This is a genomic window from Pseudomonas koreensis (assembly GCF_012986595.1).
In the GTDB taxonomy this organism is placed as follows: domain Bacteria; phylum Pseudomonadota; class Gammaproteobacteria; order Pseudomonadales; family Pseudomonadaceae; genus Aquipseudomonas; species Aquipseudomonas koreensis.
On record NZ_JAAQYM010000005.1, the window covers coordinates 13,177 to 36,060 of the forward strand.

Here is a 22,884-nt window from a genome sequence, read left to right on the forward strand (position 1 = left end):
CAGCAGCATAGCCAACTGCGCGCAAGTATGCGGTGCGGCGACGAAATCGTCACCGGTCCGATAGACGCAAACGCAACGGCCGCCCCATGGGGGCGGCCGTTTTGTCCACGCATCAGCTGTTGTTGTGGTCGACCTTGATGGTCGGGTCGCTGCCGGCAATCAGGTTGTGAATGTTGGCGCTCGACCAGTTGTTGCCTTCCAGTTTGATCGTCACGTCCGGGGTGGCAGCTGCCGCGTCGGCAGAGTTGAACTTGCCGGCGGAGCTGACTTGCAGCGACGACACGCCGTCGACCGTGGTGATCTTCAGGAAGTTGTCGATGGTGCTGCCGGTCTCGCCCTGCAGCAGATCACGCAGATCGATACGGTCGCCTTCGTTGGCATTGAAGTCCTTGATCACGTCGTTGCCGGTGTCGCCTGCTTTCCAGACGAAGGTGTCGGCACCGGAACCACCGATCAGGATGTCGTTGCCCTGGCCGCCGATCAGCGTGTCGTTGCCGGTGCCGCCGAGCAGGATGTCATTGCCCTTGCCGCCATCGAGCAGGTCGTTGCCGCCCGAGCCGAACAGGATGTCATTGCCCGCACCACCCAGCAGGGTGTCGTTGCCATCGTGCGCACCGGAGACATCGAACGCCTGATAGTGCTCGGTGATGTACTGGTGCACGTTGCTGGTGGTGACCTTGCTGACGTCGACACCGGTCTGCTGCGCCACGAACGCCTGCATCGCCTGGTAACCCTCGCCGGCAATGCCGTTGAAGCTCACCAGGTCGCCGAACAGGATGTCGTTGCCGTCGCCACCGCTGACGGTGTCATTGCCCGGCAGCGTCGCTTCGGTGTGGCCGATGATCGAGTTGGCCAGATCCTTCGGATCGATGTTGGTCTGTGGCGAGTGATCCGAGTCATAAGGTTTCAGATCGTTGAGGCTGACACCGCTGTTGATGCCGATGGCTTCGACGTTCGACAGACCGCTGAGCAAGGCGAAACTGCTGTTGGCGTTATCGGTGGTGGCCGATGTGGTGCTGTTACCGGTACCGGCCAGGCTCGACAACTCGTAGGTGCCATCACCTTGGGCGTGAACGGTGCCCAGGTTGGTCGCGGTCCAGCCGTAACGGCTGGTGTAGACCTGCAACTGCGCACTGCCGTTGGCATTGATGCTCAGGTAATGCGTGTTGTCGATGTAGGTGCTGAAAGTGTCGCCCAGCTTGTAGTTGCTGGTCGTCACCACACTGTCGAACTTCACGTTGCCGTAGAGCGTCGGGTTGGTCTGCTCGCCGCTCTGGTAGTAGGTCGGCTGGCCGTCGGTGATGAAGTACGTGAGGTTCTTCGCCCCGGTGTTGGCCACGGCTTCCGCGCTCTGGAAGAAGTTGGCCGTGGTCTTGAACACGTCCTCGTAGTTGGTGCCGCCGCCGGACGACATCGAATCGAGCACCGCTTTGAGTTGGGTCAGCGCGTTCGGGTCGTTGAGGTTCACCGACACCGACTTGTTGACCTGGGTATCGAAGTCCACCAGGAAGATGTTCACCGTGCCCGAGTTGCTGCCACCCAGGCTCTGCTTGAGGGTGTTGAACACCGACGTCAGCGAGTCCTTGGCCGCGTTGATCGACGAGGTGCTCATGCTGCCCGAGCTGTCGACCATGAACGCGATGTTGTAGTTGGTGCCCGGCACCACGGTCAGGCCGCCGATGTCGGCGACCATGATGTCGTTGCCATCGGTGCCGCTGAAGGTGTCATCGCCAGAAGTACCGACCACGGCGTTGTACACCGCCGGCACCACGGTGACCGGAATGGTCGCGGTGCTGCTGGCCGAACCGCCGACCATCTCGGTGGAAGTCGAGGTCACGGTCAGGTTGAACTGGCCGTTGTAGTAGGTCGGCGGGGTCACGGTCAGGCTGCCGAGGTTCCAGCCGGTGACGTTGGCTTCGCCGTTGCTCGCGGTCACGGTGAAGCTGTGGCCATGGCCGTCGGAAAGTACCGAGCCGACCGGCGCACCGCTGATCTTCACGCTCAGGGTTTCCGAGCCGTCGGTGTCGGTCAGCGCGGTGTTGATCGCCGACAGTTTCACCGTGGTGCCTTCGGCGCCGGTGTTGAGCTTGTAGCCGTCGTAATAACCTTCGCCGTTGGTCCCGTGCAGGTCGGAGACGGTCACGCCTGCGTTCACCAGATCCTGTACGCCGGTGTAGATCGGCACGCCGGCGCTGCTCAGGTCGATTGGCGTGCTGCCGTTGACCGACAGGTTCACGTCATAGCTGCCCGGGCCGCTCTGGTTGTGGTGGTAGATGTCCAGGGTGTAGTAGCCGCTGGTGGTCGGGGTGAACGAACCACTGATCGCGCCGCCCGCGCCCCAGGTACCCGACGCCACGCTCTTGCCGCCGATGGTGATCAGCAGGCTGTCGTCGGCCACACCACTGAAGCTGTAGGTCTTGCCGGCTTCCAGGTAGATCAGGCCCGAGGTTTTCGAGGCGGTGCCGGCGGTCACGCTGCCGTCGGACTGCACATTGTTCACGTTGGTGCTGGAGTTCGGGGTGCCGGCGCCGTCGACCACGTTTTTCAGGGTGGCCGGATCCGCGCCGTTGCCGTTGGTGCCCAGGCCCGGCAGGCCGGTCCAGACTTCCTTGACCAGCCCGGTGGATTTCACGCTGTTGTCGGCCACGCTCACGGTCGGTGCATCCGCCACAGGCGTGATGTCGATCTTCACGGTGCCGGTGTTGCCCAGCAGTTGGCCGTCGGTTGGCTGGAACTTGATCTGCGCGTAGTCGGCCTGGTTGTTGCCCATGCCGGTGCCGCCGTAACCGTTGACGCCCGACTCATTGGCATCCGGCATGAAGCGCAGTTTGCCGGCGTCGATGTCAGCCTTGCTGAAGGTCTGGTTGTTGGCGACGTCTTTCCAGGTCGAACCGTCCAGGTACTGCAGTTTGCCTTCGCCCGGCAGCTGGGTGATTTTGATGCCCAGGCTGCTGGCCGGGCTGTCGACGTCGGTCACCCCGAAGGTCGACCAGCCGAGGATCAGCGGCGTGTCTTCGGTGCCGGTGACGTTGACTGGCGCAGCAACCGGGGCATCGTTGACTGCCACCACGTTGACCGTGGTGGTCGCGGTGTTGGAGTAGTTGCCACCGTCGGTCACGGTCACAGTGATGATCCGTGGCACGGTGCTCGGGTTTTCGCTGCTGTTGGTGAAGCTGATGTTCTTGATCGCCTGCATGTAGTCGGCCAGCGTCGCGTTACCCGACAGGGTCAGGGTCACGGTGCCGTTGGTACTGTTGGCATTGATGGTGATGCCATTGACGCTGTTGCCCAGGTTCAGCGCATCGCCGTCCTGACGGTTGGTCAGGACGATGGTCGCACCGGTCAGCATGGTGCTGTCCGGGTCGGTGATCGTCAGGTCAGTGTCGGCAATCGACACGCCGGCGCCCGGGGTGTTTTCGGTGAAAGTCACCTTGTAGTCGGCACCGGTGGCGCCGCTGGAGTTGTTGGCGTCGAGGTCGATGACCGGTGGCGCATCGTTGTCGATGATCGAGGTGCTGACGCTGCCGTTGGTGCTGCTGACGGCCAGGTTCTCGAAGTTGCCGCCGGTAGCCGAGTCGATCTTGACCACGAAGTTCTCGGTGCCTTCGGTGATCTTGTCATCGATGGTCGCGACGTTGAACTGCGCGCTGCTGGCGCCCGCCGGGATCTTCACGGTGTACACGCCGGTGAAATCCGATCCGTCGGCAGCGGTGCCGCTGTAGACGATCTTCAGGGTCACGTCGGTTTGCGCCGGGTGCGTCAGGCTGACGGTGTAGCTGGCGGTCTGGCCTTCGGTCACCGAGGTGCTGCCGGTGATGCTGACGGTGGTGGTGTCGATGGTATCGGTAACGCTGGTCACCGCCGGTGTCGTGCTCGGTACCAGGTTTTCGAAGTTGCCACCGCTGGCGTTGGTGATGGTGGCCTGCACGCTGCCGGCGTCTTTGTATACGTCGTCGGCTGGCGCAGGAACAGTCACGGTGCCCGTGGTCTTGCCAGCGTCGATGGTGATCACCGAACCGTTGCTCAGGGTCACGGTGACCGGCGAGCCGGCGGCGTTGCTCAGGGTTGCGGTGTACGTGATCTGACCACCTTCAGCCACGGTGCCGGTCGCGGTCAGCGACAGGGTGGTGGTATCGATGGTGTCGGTCACGGTGGTGCTGACCGGGGTCTTGTCGGCGACGAGGTTTTCGTAGTTGCCGCCGCTGACGTTAGTGATCGAGTTGGTCAGCGGCGCGTGGCCGGTCAACACGTCATTTGGCGCGATGGTGGTCACGGTACCGGTGGTTTTACCGATGTCGATGGTGATGGTCTGGCCGTTGGACAGGCTCACCACAACTGGCGAACCAGTGACTGGCGCACCGACGGTGGCGGTATAGGTGACCGTGCCACCTTCGGCCACGGTACCCGTGGCGGTGAGTTTCACGCCCGTGGTGTCGATGGTGTCGGTGACGCTGGTCACGGCTGGTGTGGTGCTCGGCACCAGGCTTTCGAAGTTGCCGCCTGTCGCCGACTTGATAGTCGCCTGCACGGTGCCGGCGTCCTTGTAGACGTCGTCAGCCGGAGCCGGAACGGTCACGGTGCCGGTGGTTTTACCGGCGTCGATGGTGATCACGGCGCCGTTGCTCAGGGTCACAGTGACTGGCGAGCCAGCGGCGTTGGTCAGTGTCGCGGTGTAGATGATCGAGCCGCCCTCGGCAACCGTGTTGGTGGCGCTCAGGGACAGGTTTGTCGTGTCGACAGTGTCGGTCACGGTGGTGCTGACCGGGGTCTTGTCGGCCACCAGGTTCTCGTAGTTGCCGCCGCTGACGTTGGTGATCGCGTTGGTCAACGGTGCATGACCGGTCAACACGTCGTTCGGCGCGGTAGTGGTCACGGTGCCGGTGGTTTTACCCACCTCGATGGTGATGTTCTGACCGTTGGCCAGAGTGACGGTCACTGGCGAGCCGGTTACCGGCGCACCGACAGTCGCGGTGTAAGTCACAGTGCCGCCTTCGGCCGCCGACTCGGTCGCGGTGAGTTTCACCGTGGTGGTGTCGATGGTGTCGGTGACGCTGGTCACGGCTGGCGCGGTGCTTGGCACCAGACTTTCGAAGTTGCCGCCTGTCGCCGACTTGATAGTCGCCTGCACGGTGCCCGCGTCTTTGTAGACGTCGTCAGCCGGAGCCGGAACGGTCACGGTGCCGGTGGTTTTACCGGCGTCGATGGTGATCACGGCGCCGTTCGACAGGGTCACGGTGACTGGCGAGCCAGCCGCGTTGGTCAGGGTCGCTGTGTAGATGATCGAGCCGCCTTCGGCAACCGTGTTGGTGGCGCTCAGGGACAGGTTGGTCGTGTCGACAGTGTCAGTCACGGTGGTGCTGACCGGGGTCTTGTCGGCCACGAGGTTTTCGTAGTTGCCGCCGCTGACGTTAGTGATCGAGTTGGTCAGCGGCGCGTGGCCGGTCAACACGTCATTTGGCGCGATGGTGGTCACGGTACCGGTGGTTTTACCGATGTCGATGGTGATGGTCTGGCCGTTGGACAAGCTCACCACAACTGGCGAACCAGTGACTGGTGCACCGACAGTGGCGGTATAGGTGACCGTGCCACCTTCGGCCACGGTACCCGTGGCGGTGAGTTTCACGCCCGTGGTGTCGATGGTGTCGGTGACGCTGGTCACGGCTGGCGTGGTGCTCGGCACCAGACTTTCGAAGTTGCCACCTGTCGCCGACTTGATGGTTGCCTGCACGGTGCCGGCGTCTTTGTAAACGTCGTCAGCCGGAGCCGGAACGGTCACGGTGCCGGTAGTTTTACCGGCGTCGATAGTGATCACGGCGCCGTTCGACAGGGTCACGGTCACTGGCGAGCCAGCGGCGTTGGTCAGCGTTGCGGTGTAAACGATCGAGCCACCCTCGGCCACGGTGCCGGTCGCGCTCAGCGACAGGTTGGTCGTGTCGACAGTGTCGGTCACGGTGGTGCTGACCGGCGTTTTGTCGGCCACGAGGTTCTCGTAGTTGCCGCCGCTGACGTTGGTGATCGCGTTGGTCAGCGGCGCGTGGCCGGTCAACGCATCGTTCGGTGCGGTGGTGGTCACGGTACCGGTGGTCTTGCCGATATCGATGGTGATCGTCTGGCCGTTGGACAGGCTCACCACAACTGGCGAACCAGTGACTGGCGCACCGACGGTGGCGGTGTAGACAACGTTGCCGCCTTCCGCTGCGGTGCCGGTGGCGCTCAGCTTCACGGTGGTGGTGTCGATGGTATCGGTGACGCTGGTCACGGCTGGCGTCGTGCTCGGCACCAGGTTTTCGAAGTTGCCACCGCTGGCATTGGTGATGGTGGCCTGGACGGTGCCGGCGTCTTTGTAAACGTCGTCAGCCGGAGCCGGAACGGTCACGGTGCCGGTGGTTTTGCCGGCGTCGATGGTGATCACGGCGCCGTTGCTCAACGTCACGGTGACGGGCGAGCCAGCGGCGTTGGTCAAGGTCGCGGTGTAAACGATCGAGCCACCTTCGGCCACGGTACCGGTCGCGGACAGCGACAGATTGGTGGTGTCGACGGTATCGGTGACGGTGGTGTTTACCGGGGTCTTGTCGGCAACGAGGTTCTCGTAGTTGCCGCCGCTGACGTTGGTGATCGCGTTGGTCAGCGGCGCGTGGCCGGTCAACACGTCGTTCGGCGCGGTAGTGGTCACGGTGCCGGTGGTTTTACCCACTTCGATGGTGATGTTCTGACCATTGGCCAGCGTCACGACTACAGGCGAACCGGTCACTGGCGCGCCGACAGTCGCGGTGTAGGTGACGGTGCCACCCTCGGCCGCCGTTTCGGAAGCCGTCAGCTTCACGGTGGTGGTGTCGATGGTGTCGGTGACCTGAGTCACGGCCGGTACGGTGCTCGGTACCAGGTTTTCGAAGTTGCCACCGCTGGCATTGGTGATGGTGGCCTGGACGGTGCCGGCGTCTTTGTAGACGTCGTCAGCCGGAGCCGGCACGGTCACGGTGCCCGTGGTTTTGCCGGCGTCGATGGTGATCACGGCGCCGTTGGACAGGGTCACGGTGACGGGCGAGCCCGCAGCGTTGGTCAAGGTCGCGGTGTAGATGATCGAACCACCCTCGGCAACCGAGTTGGTAGCGCTCAGGGACAGGTTGGTGGTGTCGACGGTGTCAGTAACCGTGGTCGAAACTGGCGTCTTGTCAGCCACCAGATTCTCGTAGTTGCCGCCGCTGACGTCGGTGATGGCGTTGGTCAACGGCGCATGACCGGTCAACGCATCATTCGGTGCGGTGGTGGTCACGGTGCCGGTGGTCTTGCCGACTTCGATAGTGATGTTCTGACCGTTAGCCAGGGTCACCACCACAGGCGAACCGGTGACCGGCGCGCCGACGGTCGCGGTATAGGTGACGGTGCCACCTTCAGCAGCGGACTCGGTTGCGGTCAGTTTGACCGTGGTGGTGTCGATGGTATCGGTAACGCTGGTGACGGCAGGAACAGTGCTCGGCACCAGGTTTTCGAAGTTGCCACCGGTAGCGGTGGAAATGGTTGCTTCGACTTTGCCCGCATCTTTGTACACGTCATCGGCTGGCGCCGGAACGGTCACGGTGCCGGTGGTTTTGCCGGCTTCGATGGTAATCACCGCGCCGTTGCTCAACGTCACGGTGACGGGTGAGCCAGCGGCGTTGGTCAGGGTTGCGGTGTAGACGATCGAGCCACCTTCAGCGACGGTGCCAGTGGCACTCAGCGACAGATTGGTGGTGTCGACGGTATCAGTAACGGTGGTCGAAACCGGCGTCTTGTCAGCCACCAGATTCTCGTAATTGCCACCGGTCACGCCAGTAATCGCGTTGGTCAGCGGCGCATGACCGGTCAGCGCGTCGTTTGGCGCGGTGGTGGTCACGCTGCCAGTGGTCTTGCCGACTTCGATGGTGATGTTCTGGCCGTTGGCCAGGGTCACGACCACAGGCGAACCGGTGACCGGCGCACCCACAGTAGCGGTGTAGGTCACAGTACCGCCTTCGGCCACCGAGGTATCGGCGGTCAGTTTGACGGTAGAGGTGTCGATGGTGTCGGTGACTTCGGTTACGGCCGGCACGGTGCTCGGCACCAGGTTTTCGAAGTTGCCACCGGTAGCGGTGGAAATGGTCGCTTCGACTTTACCGGCATCTTTGTAAACGTCGTCCGCCGGAGCTGGAACGGTCACGGTGCCGGTGGTTTTGCCGGCGTCGATGGTGATCACGGCGCCGTTGCTCAACGTCACGGTAACCGGCGAACCGGCAGCGTTGGTCAGAGTCGCGGTGTAAACGATCGAGCCACCTTCGGCCACGGTGCCGGTCGCGGACAGCGACAGGTTAGTGGTGTCGACGGTGTCGGTGACATTGGTCGAAACCGGCGTTTTGTCAGCCACCAGATTTTCGTAGTTGCCGCCGCTGACATCGGTGATGGCGTTGGTCAACGGCGCGTGACCAGTCAACGCATCGTTCGGCGCGGTGGTGGTCACGGTGCCGGTGGTCTTGCCGACTTCGATGGTGATGTTCTGACCGTTGGCCAGGGTTACCACAACCGGCGAACCGGTGACCGGCGCGCCGACGGTCGCGGTATAGGTGACGGTGCCACCTTCTGCAGCAGACTCAGTGGCGGTCAGTTTGACCGTGGAGGTGTCGATGGTGTCAGTGACGTTGGTGACCGCAGGAACGGTGCTTGGCACCAGGTTTTCGAAGTTGCCACCGGTAGCGGTGGAAATGGTCGCTTCGACTTTACCGGCATCTTTGTAAACGTCGTCCGCCGGAGCTGGAACAGTCACGGTGCCGGTGGTTTTGCCGGCCTCGATGGTGATCACCGCGCCGTTGGACAAGGTCACAGTGACTGGCGTGCCGGCCGGGTTGGTCAAGGTTGCGGTGTAAACGATCGAACCGCCTTCAGCGACGGTGCCAGTGGCACTCAGCGACAGATTGGTGGTGTCGACGGTATCAGTAACAGTGGTGCTGACCGGCGTCTTGTCAGCCACCAGATTCTCGTAATTGCCACCGGTCACGCCAGTAATCGCGTTGGTCAGCGGCTCATGACCGTTCAACGCATCGTTCGGCGCGGTGGTGGTCACGGTGCCGGTGGTCTTGCCGACTTCGATGGTGATGTTCTGGCCGTTAGCCAGGGTCACGACCACAGGCGAACCGGTGACCGGCGCACCGACAGTCGCGGTGTAGGTGACGGTGCCACCTTCGGCAGCGGACTCGGTTGCGGTCAGTTTGACCGTGGTGGTGTCGATGGTGTCGGTAACGTTGGTGACCGCAGGAACGGTGCTTGGCACCAGGTTCTCGAAGTTGCCACCGGTGGCGCTCGAAATGGTCGCCTCGACTTTGCCCGCGTCTTTATACACGTCGTCTGCCGGAGCAGGAACGGTCACAGTGCCCGTAGTTTTACCGGCCTCGATGGTGATCACCGCGCCGTTGCTCAGGGTCACGGTCACCGGAGTGCCAGCCGGGTTGGTCAGGGTTGCGGTGTAAACAATCGATCCACCCTCGGCCACCGAGTCGCTGGCGGTCAGGTTCAGGTTGGTGGTGTCGACGGTGTCCGAAACCGAGGTGTTTACGGGTGTCTTGTCGGCTACCAGGTTTTCATAGTTGCCGCCGGCAACCTTGTCGATGGCGACGCTCAGGGAGCTGCCGCCCGCCAATGGGCTGTTCGGTGCAACGAAGTTCACGCTGCCGGTGGTCTCACCGACGGCGATGGTGATGGTCTGGCCGTTGGACAAGGTCACGACGACAGGCGCGCCGGTTACCGGCGCGGTCACGCTCGCGGTGTAGACCACGGTCTCGCCTTCGGCGACGTTGGCGGTGGCGGTCAGCGACACGGTGGAAGTGTCGATGGTGTCGTTGACGGTGGTCACGGCCGGGGTGTTGCTGGTGACCAGGTTTTCGAAGTCGCCACCGGTCGCGCCCTTGATGGTCGCTTCAACGGTGCCGGCGTCCTTGTAGACGTCATCCTTCGGTGCATCGACGGTCACGGTGCCGGTGGTTTTGCCGGCTTCGATGGTGATCACCGCGCCATTGCTCAACGTCACGGTCACCGGAGTGCCGGCGGCGTTGGTCAGGGTGGCGGTGTAGGTGATCTGGCCGCCTTCGTTCACCGCCGGGGTCGCGCTCAGCGACAGGTTGGTGGTGTCGACGGTGTCCGTGACCGTGGTCGAAACCGGGGTCTTGTCGGCCACCAGATTCTCGTAGTTGCCGCCGCTCACATCAGTGATCGAGTTGGTCAGCGGCGCATGACCGTTCAGCGCGTCGTTCGGTGCGGTGGTGGTGACGGTGCCGGTGGTCTTGCCGATGTCGATGGTAATGGTCTGGCCGTTGGCCAGGGTCACGACCACAGGCGAACCGGTGACTGGCGCGCCGACAGTCGCGGTATAGGTAACCGTGCCGCCCTCGGCGACCGAGGTATCGGCGGTCAGTTTGACGGTCGAGGTATCGATGGTGTCGGTGACTTCGGTCACGGCCGGAACGGTGCTTGGCACCAGGTTCTCGAAATTGCCGCCCGCAGCATCCTTGATCGTGACTTCGACTTTGCCGGCATCTTTGTAAACGTCGTCCGCCGGAGCTGGAACAGTCACGGTGCCAGTGGTTTTACCGGCTTCGATGGTGATCACCGAGCCGTTGCTCAACGTCACGGTCACCGGAGTACCGGCCGGGTTGGTCAGGGTCGCGGTGTAGACGATCGAACCGCCTTCGGCCACGGTGCCGGTTGCAGTCAGCGACAGGTTAGTGGTGTCGACGGTGTCCGTGACCGTGGTCGAAACCGGGGTCTTGTCGGCCACCAGATTCTCGTAGTTGCCGCCGCTCACATCAGTGATCGAGTTGGTCAGCGGCGCATGACCGTTCAGCGCGTCGTTCGGTGCGGTGGTGGTCACGGTGCCGGTGGTCTTGCCGACTTCGATGGTGATGTTCTGACCATTGGCCAGGGTCACCACGACTGGCGAACCGGTGACCGGCGCGCCCACGGTGGCGGTGTAGGTGACGGTGCCACCTTCAGCGGCCGACTCGGTCGCGGTCAGTTTGACGGTCGATGTATCGATGGTGTCAGTGACTTCAGTCACCGCCGGAACAGTGCTCGGAACGAGGTTTTCGAAGTTGCCACCGGACGCATCCTTGATGGTCACTTCAACCTTGCCCGCGTCTTTGTAGACGTCATCGGCAGGGGCTGGAACGGTTACGGTGCCAGTGGTTTTACCGGCTTCGATGGTGATCACCGAGCCGTTGCTCAGGGTCACGGTCACCGGGGTGCCGGCCGCATTGGTCAGGGTCGCGGTGTAGGTGATCGAGCCGCCCTCGGCGACCGAGTCGGTGGCGCTCAGGGACAGATTGGTCGTGTCGACGGTGTCGGTCACGGTGGTGCTGACCGGCGTTTTGTCGGCCACGAGGTTTTCGTAGTTGCCGCCCGTCACGCCAGTGATCGAGTTGGTCAGTGGTTCGTGACCATTCAGCGCATCGTTCGGCGCGGTAGTGGTCACGGTGCCGGTGGTTTTACCGACTTCGATGGTGATGTTCTGACCGTTGGCCAGGGTCACCACAACTGGCGAACCGGTGACTGGCGCGCCCACGGTCGCGGTGTAGGTGACCGTGCCACCTTCCGCAGCGGTTTCGGTCGCGGTCAGTTTCACCGACGTGGTGTCGATGGTATCGGTGACTTCGGTCACGGCCGGAACGGTGCTCGGCACCAGGTTCTCGAAATTGCCGCCAGCGGTACCGGTGATGCTGACTTCGACTTTCCCAGCGTCTTTGTAGACGTCATCGGCAGGGGCTGGAACGGTTACGGTGCCAGTGGTTTTACCGGCTTCGATGGTGATCACCGAGCCGTTGCTCAAGGTCACGGTCACCGGGGTGCCGGCAGGATTGGTCAGGGTCGCGGTGTAGACGATCGAACCGCCTTCGGCCACGGTGCCGGTCGCAGTGAGCGACAGGTTGGTGGTGTCGACGGTGTCGGTGACGGTGGTGCTGACCGGAGTTTTGTCGGCGACGAGGTTTTCGTAGTTGCCGCCGCTCACGTCAGTGATCGCGTTGGTCAGTGGCTCATGACCATTCAACGCATCGTTCGGCGCGGTGGTGGTCACGGTGCCGGTGGTTTTGCCCACTTCGATGGTGATGGTCTGGCCGTTGGTCAGGGTCACGACGACCGGCGAACCGGTCACGGGTGCACCGACGGTAGCGGTGTAAGTGACGGTGCCGCCCTCGGCCACCGAGGTATCGGCGGTCAGTTTGACGGTCGAGGTGTCGATGGTGTCGGTGACTTCGGTCACGGCCGGCACGGTGCTCGGCACCAGGTTTTCGAAGTTACCGCCGGTGGTACCGGTGATGCTGACTTCAACCTTGCCGGCATCTTTGTAGACGTCATCAGCCGGGGCCGGAACGGTCACGGTGCCAGTGGTTTTGCCGGCTTCGATGGTGATGACGGAGCCGTTGCTCAAGGTCACGGTCACCGGGGTGCCAGCCGGATTGGTCAAGGTCGCGGTGTAAACAATCGAACCACCTTCAGCGACGGAGCCAGTGGCGCTCAACGTCAGGTTGGTGGTGTCGACGGTATCAGTCACGGTGGTGCTGACCGGGGTTTTGTCCGCTACGAGGTTTTCGTAGTTGCCGCCAGTAACGTCAGTGATCGCGTTGGTCAGCGGTTCATGACCATTCAACGCATCGTTTGGCGCGGTGGTGGTGACGGTGCCGGTGGTTTTGCCCACTTCGATGGTGATGGTCTGACCGTTGGCCAAGGTTACGGTCACTGGCGAACCGGTGACAGGCGCGCCCACTGTGGCGGTATAAGTGACTGTGCCGCCCTCGGCCACCGAGGTATCGGCGGTCAGTTTGACGGTCGAAGTGTCGATGGTATCGGTCACTTCGGTAACGGCTGGAACAGTGCTCGGAACGAGATTCTCGAAGTTGCCGCCGGACGCATCCTTGATGGTCACTTCAACCTTGCCGGCATCCTTGTAGACGTCATCGGCTGGTGCTGGAACCGTTACGGTGCCAGTGGTTTTGCCGGCTTCGATGGTGATCACCGAGCCGTTGCTCAGGGTCACGGTCACCGGGGTGCCGGCCGGATTGGTCAGGGTCGCGGTGTAGACGATCGAACCGCCTTCAGCGACGGTGCCAGTGGCGCTCAACGTCAGGTTGGTGGTGTCGACAGTGTCGGTCACGGTGGTGCTGACCGGGGTTTTGTCCGCTACGAGGTTTTCGTAGTTGCCGCCGCTCACATCAGTGATCGAGTTGGTCAGCGGCGCATGTCCGGTCAGCGCATCGTTCGGCGCGGTGGTGGTCACGGTGCCGGTGGTCTTACCGACTTCGATGGTGATGTTCTGACCATTGGCCAGGGTCACCACGACTGGCGAACCGGTGACCGGCGCGCCCACGGTGGCGGTGTAGGTGACGGTGCCGCCTTCAGCCACCGAAGTATCGGCGCTCAGCTTCACGGTCGACGTATCGATGGTGTCAGTGACTTCGGTCACGGCCGGCACGGTGCTCGGCACCAGGTTTTCGAAATTGCCGCCGGTGGTGCCGGTGATGCTGACTTCAACTTTGCCGGCGTCTTTGTAGACGTCATCGGCAGGGGCCGGAACGGTCACGGTGCCAGTGGTTTTGCCGGCCTCGATGGTGATCACCGAGCCGTTGCTCAGGGTCACGGTCACCGGAGTACCGGCCGGGTTGGTAAGGGTCGCGGTGTAAACAATCGAACCACCTTCAGCGACGGAGCCAGTGGCGCTCAACGTCAGGTTGGTGGTGTCGACGGTATCGGTAACGGTGGTGCTGACCGGGGTTTTGTCCGCTACGAGGTTTTCGTAGTTGCCACCGGTCACGCCAGTGATCGAGTTGCTCAGCGGCGCCTGGCCGTTCAGCACGTCGTTCGGTGCGGTGGTGGTGACGGTGCCAGTGGTCTTGCCGACTTCGATGGTGATGGTCTGACCGTTGGCCAGGGTCACCAGCACCGGCGAACCGGTCACTGGGGCATCGACAGTCGCGGTGTAAGTGACGGTGCCACCCTCGGCGACCGAGGTGTCAGCGGACAGTTTGACGGTCGAAGTATCGATGGTGTCAGTGACTTCGGTGACGGCTGGAACGGTGCTTGGCACCAGATTTTCGAAGTCGCCGCCGGTTGCACCGTTGATGGTCACTTCGACTTTGCCGGCGTCTTTGTAGACGTCATCGGCTGGCGCTGGAACGGTCACGGTGCCGGTGGTTTTACCGGCCTCGATGGTGATCACTGCGCCGTTACTCAGAGTCACGGTGACTGGCGAGCCAGCCGCGTTGGTCAGGGTCGCGGTGTAAACGATCGAACCGCCTTCAGCCACGGTACCGCTGGCGCTCAGCGACAGGTTGGTGGTGTCGACGGTATCGGTAACGGTGGTGGAAACCGGGGTCTTGTCGGCAACGAGGTTCTCGTAGTTACCGCCACTGACGTTGCTGATGGCGTTGGTCAGTGGTGGGTTGTCGGTCAACGCATCGTTCGGCGCGGTGGTGGTCACGGTGCCGGTGGTCTTGCCCACTTCGATGGTGATGGTCTGGCCGTTGGTCAGGGTCACGACCACCGGCGAACCGGTCACGGGTGCACCGACGGTAGCGGTGTAAGTGACGGTGCCGCCTTCGGCCACCGAGGTATCGGCGGTCAGTTTGACGGTCGAGGTGTCGATGGTGTCGGTGACTTCGGTCACGGCCGGCACGGTGCTCGGCACCAGGTTTTCGAAATTGCCGCCGTTGGTACCGGTGATGCTGACTTCAACCTTGCCGGCGTCTTTGTAGACGTCATCGGCAGGGGCTGGAACGGTCACGGTGCCAGTGGTTTTGCCGGCTTCGATGGTGATGACGGAGCCGTTGCTCAACGTCACGGTCACCGGGGTGCCAGCCGGGTTGGTCAGGGTCGCGGTGTAAACGATTGAACCGCCTTCAGCCACGGTGCCGGTGGCGCTCAGCGACAGGTTGGTGGTGTCGATGGAGTCGGTGACGGTGGTGGTTGCTGGCGTCGTGTTCGGCACCAGGCTCTCGAAGTTGCCGCCGGTCGCACCGGTAATCGTGGTGCTGACGGTGCCGCCATTGTTGTAGACGTCGTTCGGCGCGGTCGGCACGTTGACGGTGCCGGTGGTCTGGCCGGCTTCGATGGTGATGGTCGAGCCATTGGACAGGGTGACGGTCACCGGCGTCTGCGCCGGGTTGGTCAGGGTGGCGGTGTAGGTGATCTGGCCACCTTCGACCACCGTGCCGGTAGCGGTCAGGGTCAGGTTGGTGGTGTCGATCGAATCGGTGATGGTGGTCACCGCCGGTGTCGGGTTCGGCACCAGGTTTTCGAAGTTGCCGCCGGTGGCTCCGGTGATGGTCGTGGTGACAGTGCTGCCATTGTTATAAACGTCATTGGCCGGGGTCGGCACGTTGACGGTGCCGGTGGTCTGGCCGGCTTCGATGGTGATGGTCGAGCCGTTGGACAGGGTGACGGTCACCGGCGTCTGCGCCGGGTTGGTCAGCGTCGCGGTGTAGGTGATCTGGCCGCCTTCGGTGACGCTGTTGCCAGCGGTCAGGGTGACGGTGGTGGTGTCGATGGTGTCGGTGACCTGGGTCGTCGCCGGGGTGGTCGGCGGAGTCACGGTGATGCCGTTGCCGCCGGTAGTGCCGGTGACGGTCACGTCGATCTGGGTCGGGTCGTTATAAACGGTGTCGTTCGGTGCCAGCGGCACGTTGACGGTGCCGGTGGTGGAGCCGGCCGGAATCACGATCACCGAGCCGTTGGACAGGGTGATGGTCAGGTCGGTGAGCGGCGCCTGAGTCAGGGTCGCGGTGTACACCAGCACGCCGCCGGCTTCGGTGATGGTCGGCGTGGCGCTGAGGCTCAGGGTCGACTCACGCAGGGCGTTGGTGGTGGTGTCGGTGGTCTGGCCGCCGGTGATGTTCTGCGCCGCTTGGGCGCCGGAGTTGATGCCCGCAGTCGGGAAGCCGATGGTCGGGTCGACGCGGCCCGCCGTGGCATCGAGCATCACGAAGCTATGGCCACCACCGGCAGCACCGCCAGTGCCTGCGGCGGTCGGGCCGGCAGCGGTGGCATCGAGCGCGGTAGTCGGGTCGGCACCGGCGGCGATGGCTTGCTGCAGCTCGGCTACAGAAGGCGCGGCCTGCGCGGTGGCTTCTGCCAGGTCAGTGCTGGAGTCGGGCGCGTTGGCGCTCCACTGGGTTTCGCGGCCCAGGTCCAGGGTGCGGCCATCCGCCAGTTCCAGCGACACGGCGCCAGACAGACCGGTGTCGATCTGGTCGCCGACGAACAGGCGATCGCCTTCAACGAGCACGCGGCGTACACCCTCAGGGGAGACCACGAATACCTGACCGACAATGCTTTTGACGATGGCAACAACACTGCTCATTGAAGACTCTCCGGGTGTTACGTTCAGTTGACTTCCATAGCCTGATGGCTCGGCGCCGATTCAGTCTGGACGTACTTTAAAAATTTGCGAATCAAGTTTGACGCGTCTTTTCGTCAATAATTTGGCTAGATTCTTTCGCTATTAACTTTATGCCAAACTATTGACCTTCTGGGTGCCATCCTAAACAATCGCCCCACTAATGTCACATTGATATTTCCGCGGCGACCTGTCCCTCAGCGTGTGATCCAGTTCCTATTTTGAACTTTCCGACATACGGTCATTCCGGTTGCCAATCATCCGACGCAGCAGCACGTTTAGCTGTGATTCAAGACAAGAAGTCCTGGGAAATCTTTACCATGCGTTTGCATCTGTTCAAGGCTCTACCGTTCGCCCTCGCCGCCTCTTTCGTCCAAGCACAAACCTTGCCTGAAGCGATGCAACAGGCACTGGATGTCCATCCGGAAATCCAGGCAGGGGTCAACAGTCGTTTGGCCGCGGATTATCAGTTAAAGGCTGCCAAAGGTGGATACCTGCCCAAGGTCGACCTGCTGGGCGGTTATGGCCGTGAAGGCACCGACAGCGTGACCACCCGCGCCAATGGCGGGAGCAATCACTACGAAACCCTGACCCGTGGCGAGTCAAGTTTACGTCTCTCGCAAATGGTTTTTGACGGTTTTGCGACCTCCAGCGAAGTCGGGCGTCAACAAGCCACCGTCAACTCCCGCGCCTACTCGTTGCTGGGGACTTCCGAGCGCACCGCGCTGACCGTGGCCCAGGTCTATCTGGATGTGCTGACCCGCCGCGAATTCGTGCGCCTGGCCGAGGAAAACCTCAAGAGCCACCAACGCATCTACGACCAGATCCAGCTGCGCACCCAACGCGGCGTCGGCAGCGGCGCCGACCTCGACCAGGCCGAAGCGCGCATGGCCCAGGCCCGTAACAACCTGATCACCGAACAAACCAACCTCGCCGACTCCGAGACCAACTTCCTCAGCGCCGTCGGCCAGATGCCTGACCAGCTGGAGCGCCCGGCGCCGTTCATGGCGATGATGCCGGCCAACCTCAATGAAGCCCGTACGCAGATGCTGGAAAACAGCCCGATCCTGCGTTCGGCCGAGTCCGACATTGCTGCGGCCGAGAAACAGTACGAAACCGCCAAGTCGACCTTCTACCCGCGTTTCGACGCCGAACTGGGCCGCACCGCCGACAACGACCTGGACGGCCAGAACGGTCACAACAACGAGTGGCAGGCCATGCTGCGCATGCGCTTCAACCTGTACTCGGGTGGCAGCAACAAAGCGGATCTGGAGTCCAAGTCGTACCTGTCGAACCAGGCGCTGGACATCCGCAACAACGCCCTGCGCCAGTTGAACGAAGAACTGGGTCTGGCCTGGAACGCCCTGAACAACGCCAACGCTCAGGTGCCGATCGCTCAGCAATATGTTGATCACAGCACCGCCGTGCGCACCGCCTACCAGCGTCAGTTCAGCCTCGGCGAGCGGACCCTGCTGGATTTGCTCGACAGTGAAAACGAGTTGTTCACCGCTTCGCGCCGTTTGGCCGAAATCAAGAACATTCAGTTATTTACTCAGTATCGAATCAAGGCGACCATGGGCGAGTTGCTCAAGAGCCAGGGAGTGGTCGCGCCATTGGCATCCGTCGTGCAGAACGATGTGAAGCCGAAGGTTCAACTGCCCGGTATGAATTGAGCAGAACCTTCATTGTTCAATTGTTAGCCAAGAGTGCCGAGCGTGGAATCAGAAGTCAGTCGAGTTCAACTCATTCATGATCCGCGCGCGATGCACGACGATCCGTTACTGGATGGTCTGCTTGCTCTGTGCATGCTGCATCAGAAACCCGCCAGTGCGGCGATGCTGACCACCGGTCTGCCGCTGCCCAAGCAGCGCCTGAGTGTCGAGTTGCTGCCCCGCGCAGCGGCTCGCGCCGGCCTGCAGGGTCGGGTGCTGCAACGCAAGCTGGAAGAAATTCCGGCGATTGCCATGCCGGCGCTGTTGCTGCTCAAGGAAGGCCGCAGCGCCGTCCTGCTCGGCTGGCAAGGCGAGAACGAAGCCCGGGTGCTGCTCAGCGAAAGCGACGGCGGCGAATCGGTGGTCAGCCGCGAACTGCTGGCCGACGACTACACCGGCAAAGTGTTCTTCGCCCAGCCGCAGCACAAATTCGACGTCAACCACGGTACGCTGATCCCGCGCGCGCGCTCATGGTTTCGCGACACCCTCAAGCGTTCGCGCTGGCTGTATGCCGATGCGATCGCCGCCAGTTTCCTGATCAACATCATCGCCATGGCCGCGCCGCTGTTCGTGATGAACGTCTACGACCGTGTGGTGCCGAACCAGGCCGAAGCGACCCTGTGGGTGCTCGCACTGGGCATCACCGGCGCCTACCTGTTCGACCTGATCCTCAAAAGCCTGCGCAGTCTGTGCCTGGATCTGGCCGGGAAGAAAACCGACCTGATCATCTCGGCGACGCTGTTCGAGCGCATCGTCGGCATGGCCATGAAATACCGCCCGGCGCGGGTCGGCAGCTTTGCGCAGAACATTCATGAGTTCCAGAGCCTGCGCGACTTCCTTGCCTCGCTGACCCTGACCAGCCTGATCGACCTGCCGTTCACCATTCTGATCTTCATTGTCATCGCCATTCTCGGCGGGCATCTGGTGTGGATTCCGGTGCTGGCGTTCCCGATTGCGCTGTTGATCGGCTATGCGTTGCAGAAGCCGCTGGTCGCGACCATGGAGCGCACCATGGCCCTGGGCGCCGAGCGGCAGTCGAGCCTGATCGAAACCCTCGCCGGCCTCGACGCGGTCAAGGTCAACAACGCCGAAAGCGAACGCCAATACCAGTGGGAGCAGACCATCGGCACCCTCAGCCGCCTCGAGCTGCGAGTGAAGATGCTTTCCGGTCTGGCGATGAACATCACCCTGCTGATCCAGCAACTGGCCGGGGTGATCATGATCGTCTTCGGCGTGTACCAGATCATCGCCGGCAACCTGAGCATGGGCGGCCTGATTGCCTGCTACATGCTCAGTGGCCGCGCACTCAGCCCGCTGGCCTCGCTGTCCGGTCTGTTGACCCGCTACCAGCAGGCACGAGTGACCATGACCTCGGTCGACCAGATGATGGAGCTGCCGCAGGAGCGCAATTTCGAAGAGCGTCCGCTCAGCCGCAAGGTGCTGCAGGGGGCGATCGAATGCCGTCAGCTGAACTTCACCTACCCGGAACAACAGAATCCGGCGCTGAAGAACATCAACCTGGTGATCCGTCCCGGCGAGAAGATCGGCATCATCGGTCGCAGCGGTTCGGGCAAGAGTTCGCTGGCGAAACTGCTGGTGGGCCTGTATCAGCCGGACGACGGCGCGTTGCTGGTGGACGGTGTGGATATCCGCCAGATCGACGTCAGCGAGCTGCGCTACAACATCGGCTACGTGCCGCAGGACATCCAGCTGCTGGCCGGCACCCTGCGTGACAACCTGGTCTCCGGCGCGCGTTATGTCGAAGACGAACTGGTGCTGCAGGCGGCCGAACTGGCCGGCGTCCACGAATTCGCCCGCCTGCACCCGCAAGGCTACGAGCTGCAAGTCGGCGAGCGCGGGCAGAACCTGTCCGGCGGCCAACGGCAGAACGTCGCGCTGGCACGGGCGCTGCTGCTCAATCCGCCGATCCTGCTGCTCGACGAACCGACCAGTGCCATGGACAACACCGGCGAAGAACGCCTCAAACAACGTCTGGCCGCCGTCGTTGAAAACAAGACCGTGGTGCTGGTGACGCACCGGGCCTCGCTGCTGTCGCTGGTCGACCGGCTGCTGGTGGTCGACCGTGGACAGATTCTCGCCGATGGCCCGAAAGCCGCCGTGATGGAAGCGTTGAAGAAGGGGCAGATCAGTGTTGCTTAAGTCGGGTGTCAAAGAGTCGATCCGTCGCTACTTCAAGGGTTCTGCCTCGTTGCAGGGCCAGCCGCTGCCGGAGGTCAACAAGGCGCTGATCGAGGACGCCCCGCGCGTCGTGCGCCTGACCATCTGGGCGATCATCGGCTTCTTCGTGTTCCTGATGCTGTGGGCGCATTTCGCCGTGATCGACGAAGTGACCAAGGGCGACGGCAAGGCGATTCCGTCGTCGAAGATCCAGAAAATCCAGAACCTCGAGGGCGGGATCGTCTCCGAACTGTTCGTCAAGGAAGGCCAGATCGTCGAGGCTGGCGCACCGCTGATTCGCCTGGACGACACGCGATTTGCTTCCAACGTCGGCGAAACCGAGGCTGATCGGCTGTCGATGCTGCTGCGCGTCGAGCGTCTGAGCGCCGAGGTCGATGACCGCCCGCTGAATTTCCCTGAAGACGTGCTCAAAGCCGTGCCGGGCCAGGCGAAAAGCGAAGAGTCGCTGTACATCAGCCGCCGCCAGCAGTTGCACGACGAGATCGGTGGTTTGCAGGAGCAATTGATCCAGCGTCAGCAAGAGCTGCGCGAGTTCAGCTCCAAGCAGGCGCAGTATCGCCAGCAACTGGGCCTGCAACGCCAGGAAATCAACATGTCCGAGCCGCTGGTAGCCCAGGGCGCGGTATCACCGGTGGAAGTGCTGCGGCTCAAGCGTGCCGAAGTCGAAACCCGTGGTCAGCTCGATGCCACCACTCTGGCGATTCCGCGCGCGGAATCGGCCATCAAGGAAGTACAACGCAAGATCGACGAGACTCGCGGCAAATTTCGCAGCGATGCGCTCACGCAGCTCAATGAAGCGCGCACTGACCTGAACAAGGCCCAGGCCACCGGCAAGGCACTGGAAGACCGGGTCAGCCGGACACTGGTTACCTCGCCCGTGCGGGGCATCGTCAACAAGTTGCTGGTCAATACCATTGGCGGTGTGATCCAGCCCGGCAGCGACATGGTGGAAATCGTGCCACTGGACGACACCCTGCTGGTCGAAGCCAAGATCCGACCGCAGGACATCGCCTTCCTCCACCCGGGGCAGGAAGCGATCGTCAAATTCACCGCGTATGACTACACCATTTATGGTGGACTGAAAGCCAAGCTCGAGCAGATCGGTGCCGACACCATCACCGACGAAGACAAAAAAACCACCTACTACATCATCAAGGTGCGCACCGAGCGCAGCCACTTGGGCACCGATGAGAAGCCATTGCTGATCATCCCGGGGATGGTCGCATCGGTGGACATCATCACCGGCAAGAAATCGGTATTGAGCTATCTGCTCAAGCCGATCATTCGTGCACGGGCCGAGGCGTTGCACGAGCGTTAATGCTCTAGCGGTCTTTATGGCCTCATCGCTGGCAAGCCAGCTCCCACAGAGTTTTCGGTTGGAACACGATTGTGTGCTCGACATCGGAAACTGTGGGAACTGGCTTGCCAGCGATGCCGTCATTGAAATTGCCACATTACGCCTGGAAGTGACAAAAACCGTCACTCACCATCCCGTACATTCCTCACCAACCGCCATATCGTTATTCATTAACGGTATTTAATTTCCAGTTCTTATAGCTTTAAAGTCAATCCCCTGCGTACCTGCCGACCAATCGGCGCGCCGCACGACCTGAACCGACACGCAATCCAGCGTGAGTGTCTGATCGACGTGCGCGCCCGTGAGCGCGCCGTGCGTGGGAGATTGAAAGATGTCCGCAGCTACTGCCACCCCAAGCGCCGCGACTGCCGCGCCGCAAACCTTCGAAATTCGTCCGTTCAGTGGTGCCGTCGGTGCCGAAATCATCGGCCTGGACTTGACCCGCCCGGTCAACGACCAGGACTTCGCCCGCATCCATCGCGCGCATCTGGATCACCACGTTGTGGTGTTCCGCGACCAGCGCATCACCCCGCAACAGCAGATCGACTTCAGCCGCCGTTTCGGCGTGTTGCAGATCCACGTGCTCAAGCAATTCCTGCTGGCCAATCACCCGGAAATCCTCATCGTTTCCAATATCGTCGAAAACGGCCAGAACATCGGCCTCGGCGATGCCGGCAAGTTCTGGCACTCCGACCTCTCCTACAAAGAGCTGCCGAGTCTCGGCTCGATGCTGCATGCCCAGGAGTTGCCGTCCGAGGGTGGCGACACGTTGTTTGCCGACATGCACAAAGCCTGGGAAAACCTGCCCGAAGCGCTGCGTAAAGCCGTAGAAGGGCGCTCTGCTGCGCATTCCTATACCGCGCGTTACAGCGAGACCAAATTCGAAGGCAACTGGCGTCCGACGCTGACCCCGGAGCAACTGGCGCAGGTCGCCGAAGTGGTGCACCCGATCGTCCGTACCCACCCGGAAAACGGCCGCAAGGCGTTGTTCGTCAGCGAAGGCTTCACCACACGCATCGTCGGTTTGCCCGAGGACGAGAGCAAACAACTGCTCGCCGAGCTCTACGCCCACAGCGTGCTGCCGCAAAACATTTACCGCCACCAGTGGCAGCCCCACGACATGGTGTTCTGGGACAACCGTTCGCTGATCCACCTCGCCGCCGGCTGCCCTGCGCACCTGCGCCGCAAGCTGTATCGCACCACCATCCAGGGCGACGCGCCTTTCTGAT

5 protein-coding genes are annotated in these 22,884 nt (G+C 62.3%); 4 read left to right on the top strand and 1 reads right to left on the bottom strand.

Annotation, left to right across the window (positions count from 1 at the left end):
• Positions 1 to 112: 112 nt before the first annotated feature.
• Positions 113 to 16,351, bottom strand: coding sequence for a LapA family giant adhesin (locus HBN98_RS16075; RefSeq protein ID WP_169844061.1), 16,239 nt, complete (start codon positions 16,349 to 16,351; stop codon positions 113 to 115).
• A gap of 356 nt (positions 16,352 to 16,707) precedes the next feature.
• On the opposite strand from HBN98_RS16075, the gene HBN98_RS16080 reads away from it, so the two are divergent.
• The 4 genes from HBN98_RS16080 to HBN98_RS16095 all read left to right on the top strand — a co-directional run bounded on the left by HBN98_RS16080 (position 16,708) and on the right by HBN98_RS16095 (position 22,883).
• Positions 16,708 to 18,060 carry a TolC family outer membrane protein gene (locus HBN98_RS16080; protein WP_083367396.1) on the top strand — a complete coding sequence of 451 codons (1,353 nt, stop codon included), beginning with the start codon at positions 16,708 to 16,710 and terminating at the stop codon, positions 18,058 to 18,060.
• A gap of 42 nt (positions 18,061 to 18,102) precedes the next feature.
• Positions 18,103 to 20,259 carry a type I secretion system permease/ATPase gene (locus tag HBN98_RS16085; RefSeq protein ID WP_083367395.1) on the top strand — a complete coding sequence of 719 codons (2,157 nt, stop codon included), beginning with the start codon at positions 18,103 to 18,105 and terminating at the stop codon, positions 20,257 to 20,259.
• Complete coding sequence (locus HBN98_RS16090; protein WP_064585370.1) at positions 20,249 to 21,616, top strand: HlyD family type I secretion periplasmic adaptor subunit; 1,368 nt, start codon at positions 20,249 to 20,251, stop codon at positions 21,614 to 21,616. The genes HBN98_RS16085 and HBN98_RS16090 overlap by 11 nt, the downstream gene beginning before the upstream one ends.
• A gap of 370 nt (positions 21,617 to 21,986) precedes the next feature.
• Positions 21,987 to 22,883 (top strand): TauD/TfdA dioxygenase family protein, encoded by an 897-nt coding sequence (locus HBN98_RS16095; RefSeq protein ID WP_083367394.1) that lies wholly within the window; start codon positions 21,987 to 21,989, stop codon positions 22,881 to 22,883.
• Position 22,884 lies beyond the last annotated feature (1 nt).

Coding starts and splice junctions, on each gene's coding strand:
- HBN98_RS16075 (WP_169844061.1), bottom strand. CDS start 16,351: ATGAGCAGTGTTGTTGCCATCGTCAAAAGCATTGTCGGTCAGGTATTC.
- HBN98_RS16080 (WP_083367396.1), top strand. CDS start 16,708: ATGCGTTTGCATCTGTTCAAGGCTCTACCGTTCGCCCTCGCCGCCTCT.
- HBN98_RS16095 (WP_083367394.1), top strand. CDS start 21,987: ATGTCCGCAGCTACTGCCACCCCAAGCGCCGCGACTGCCGCGCCGCAA.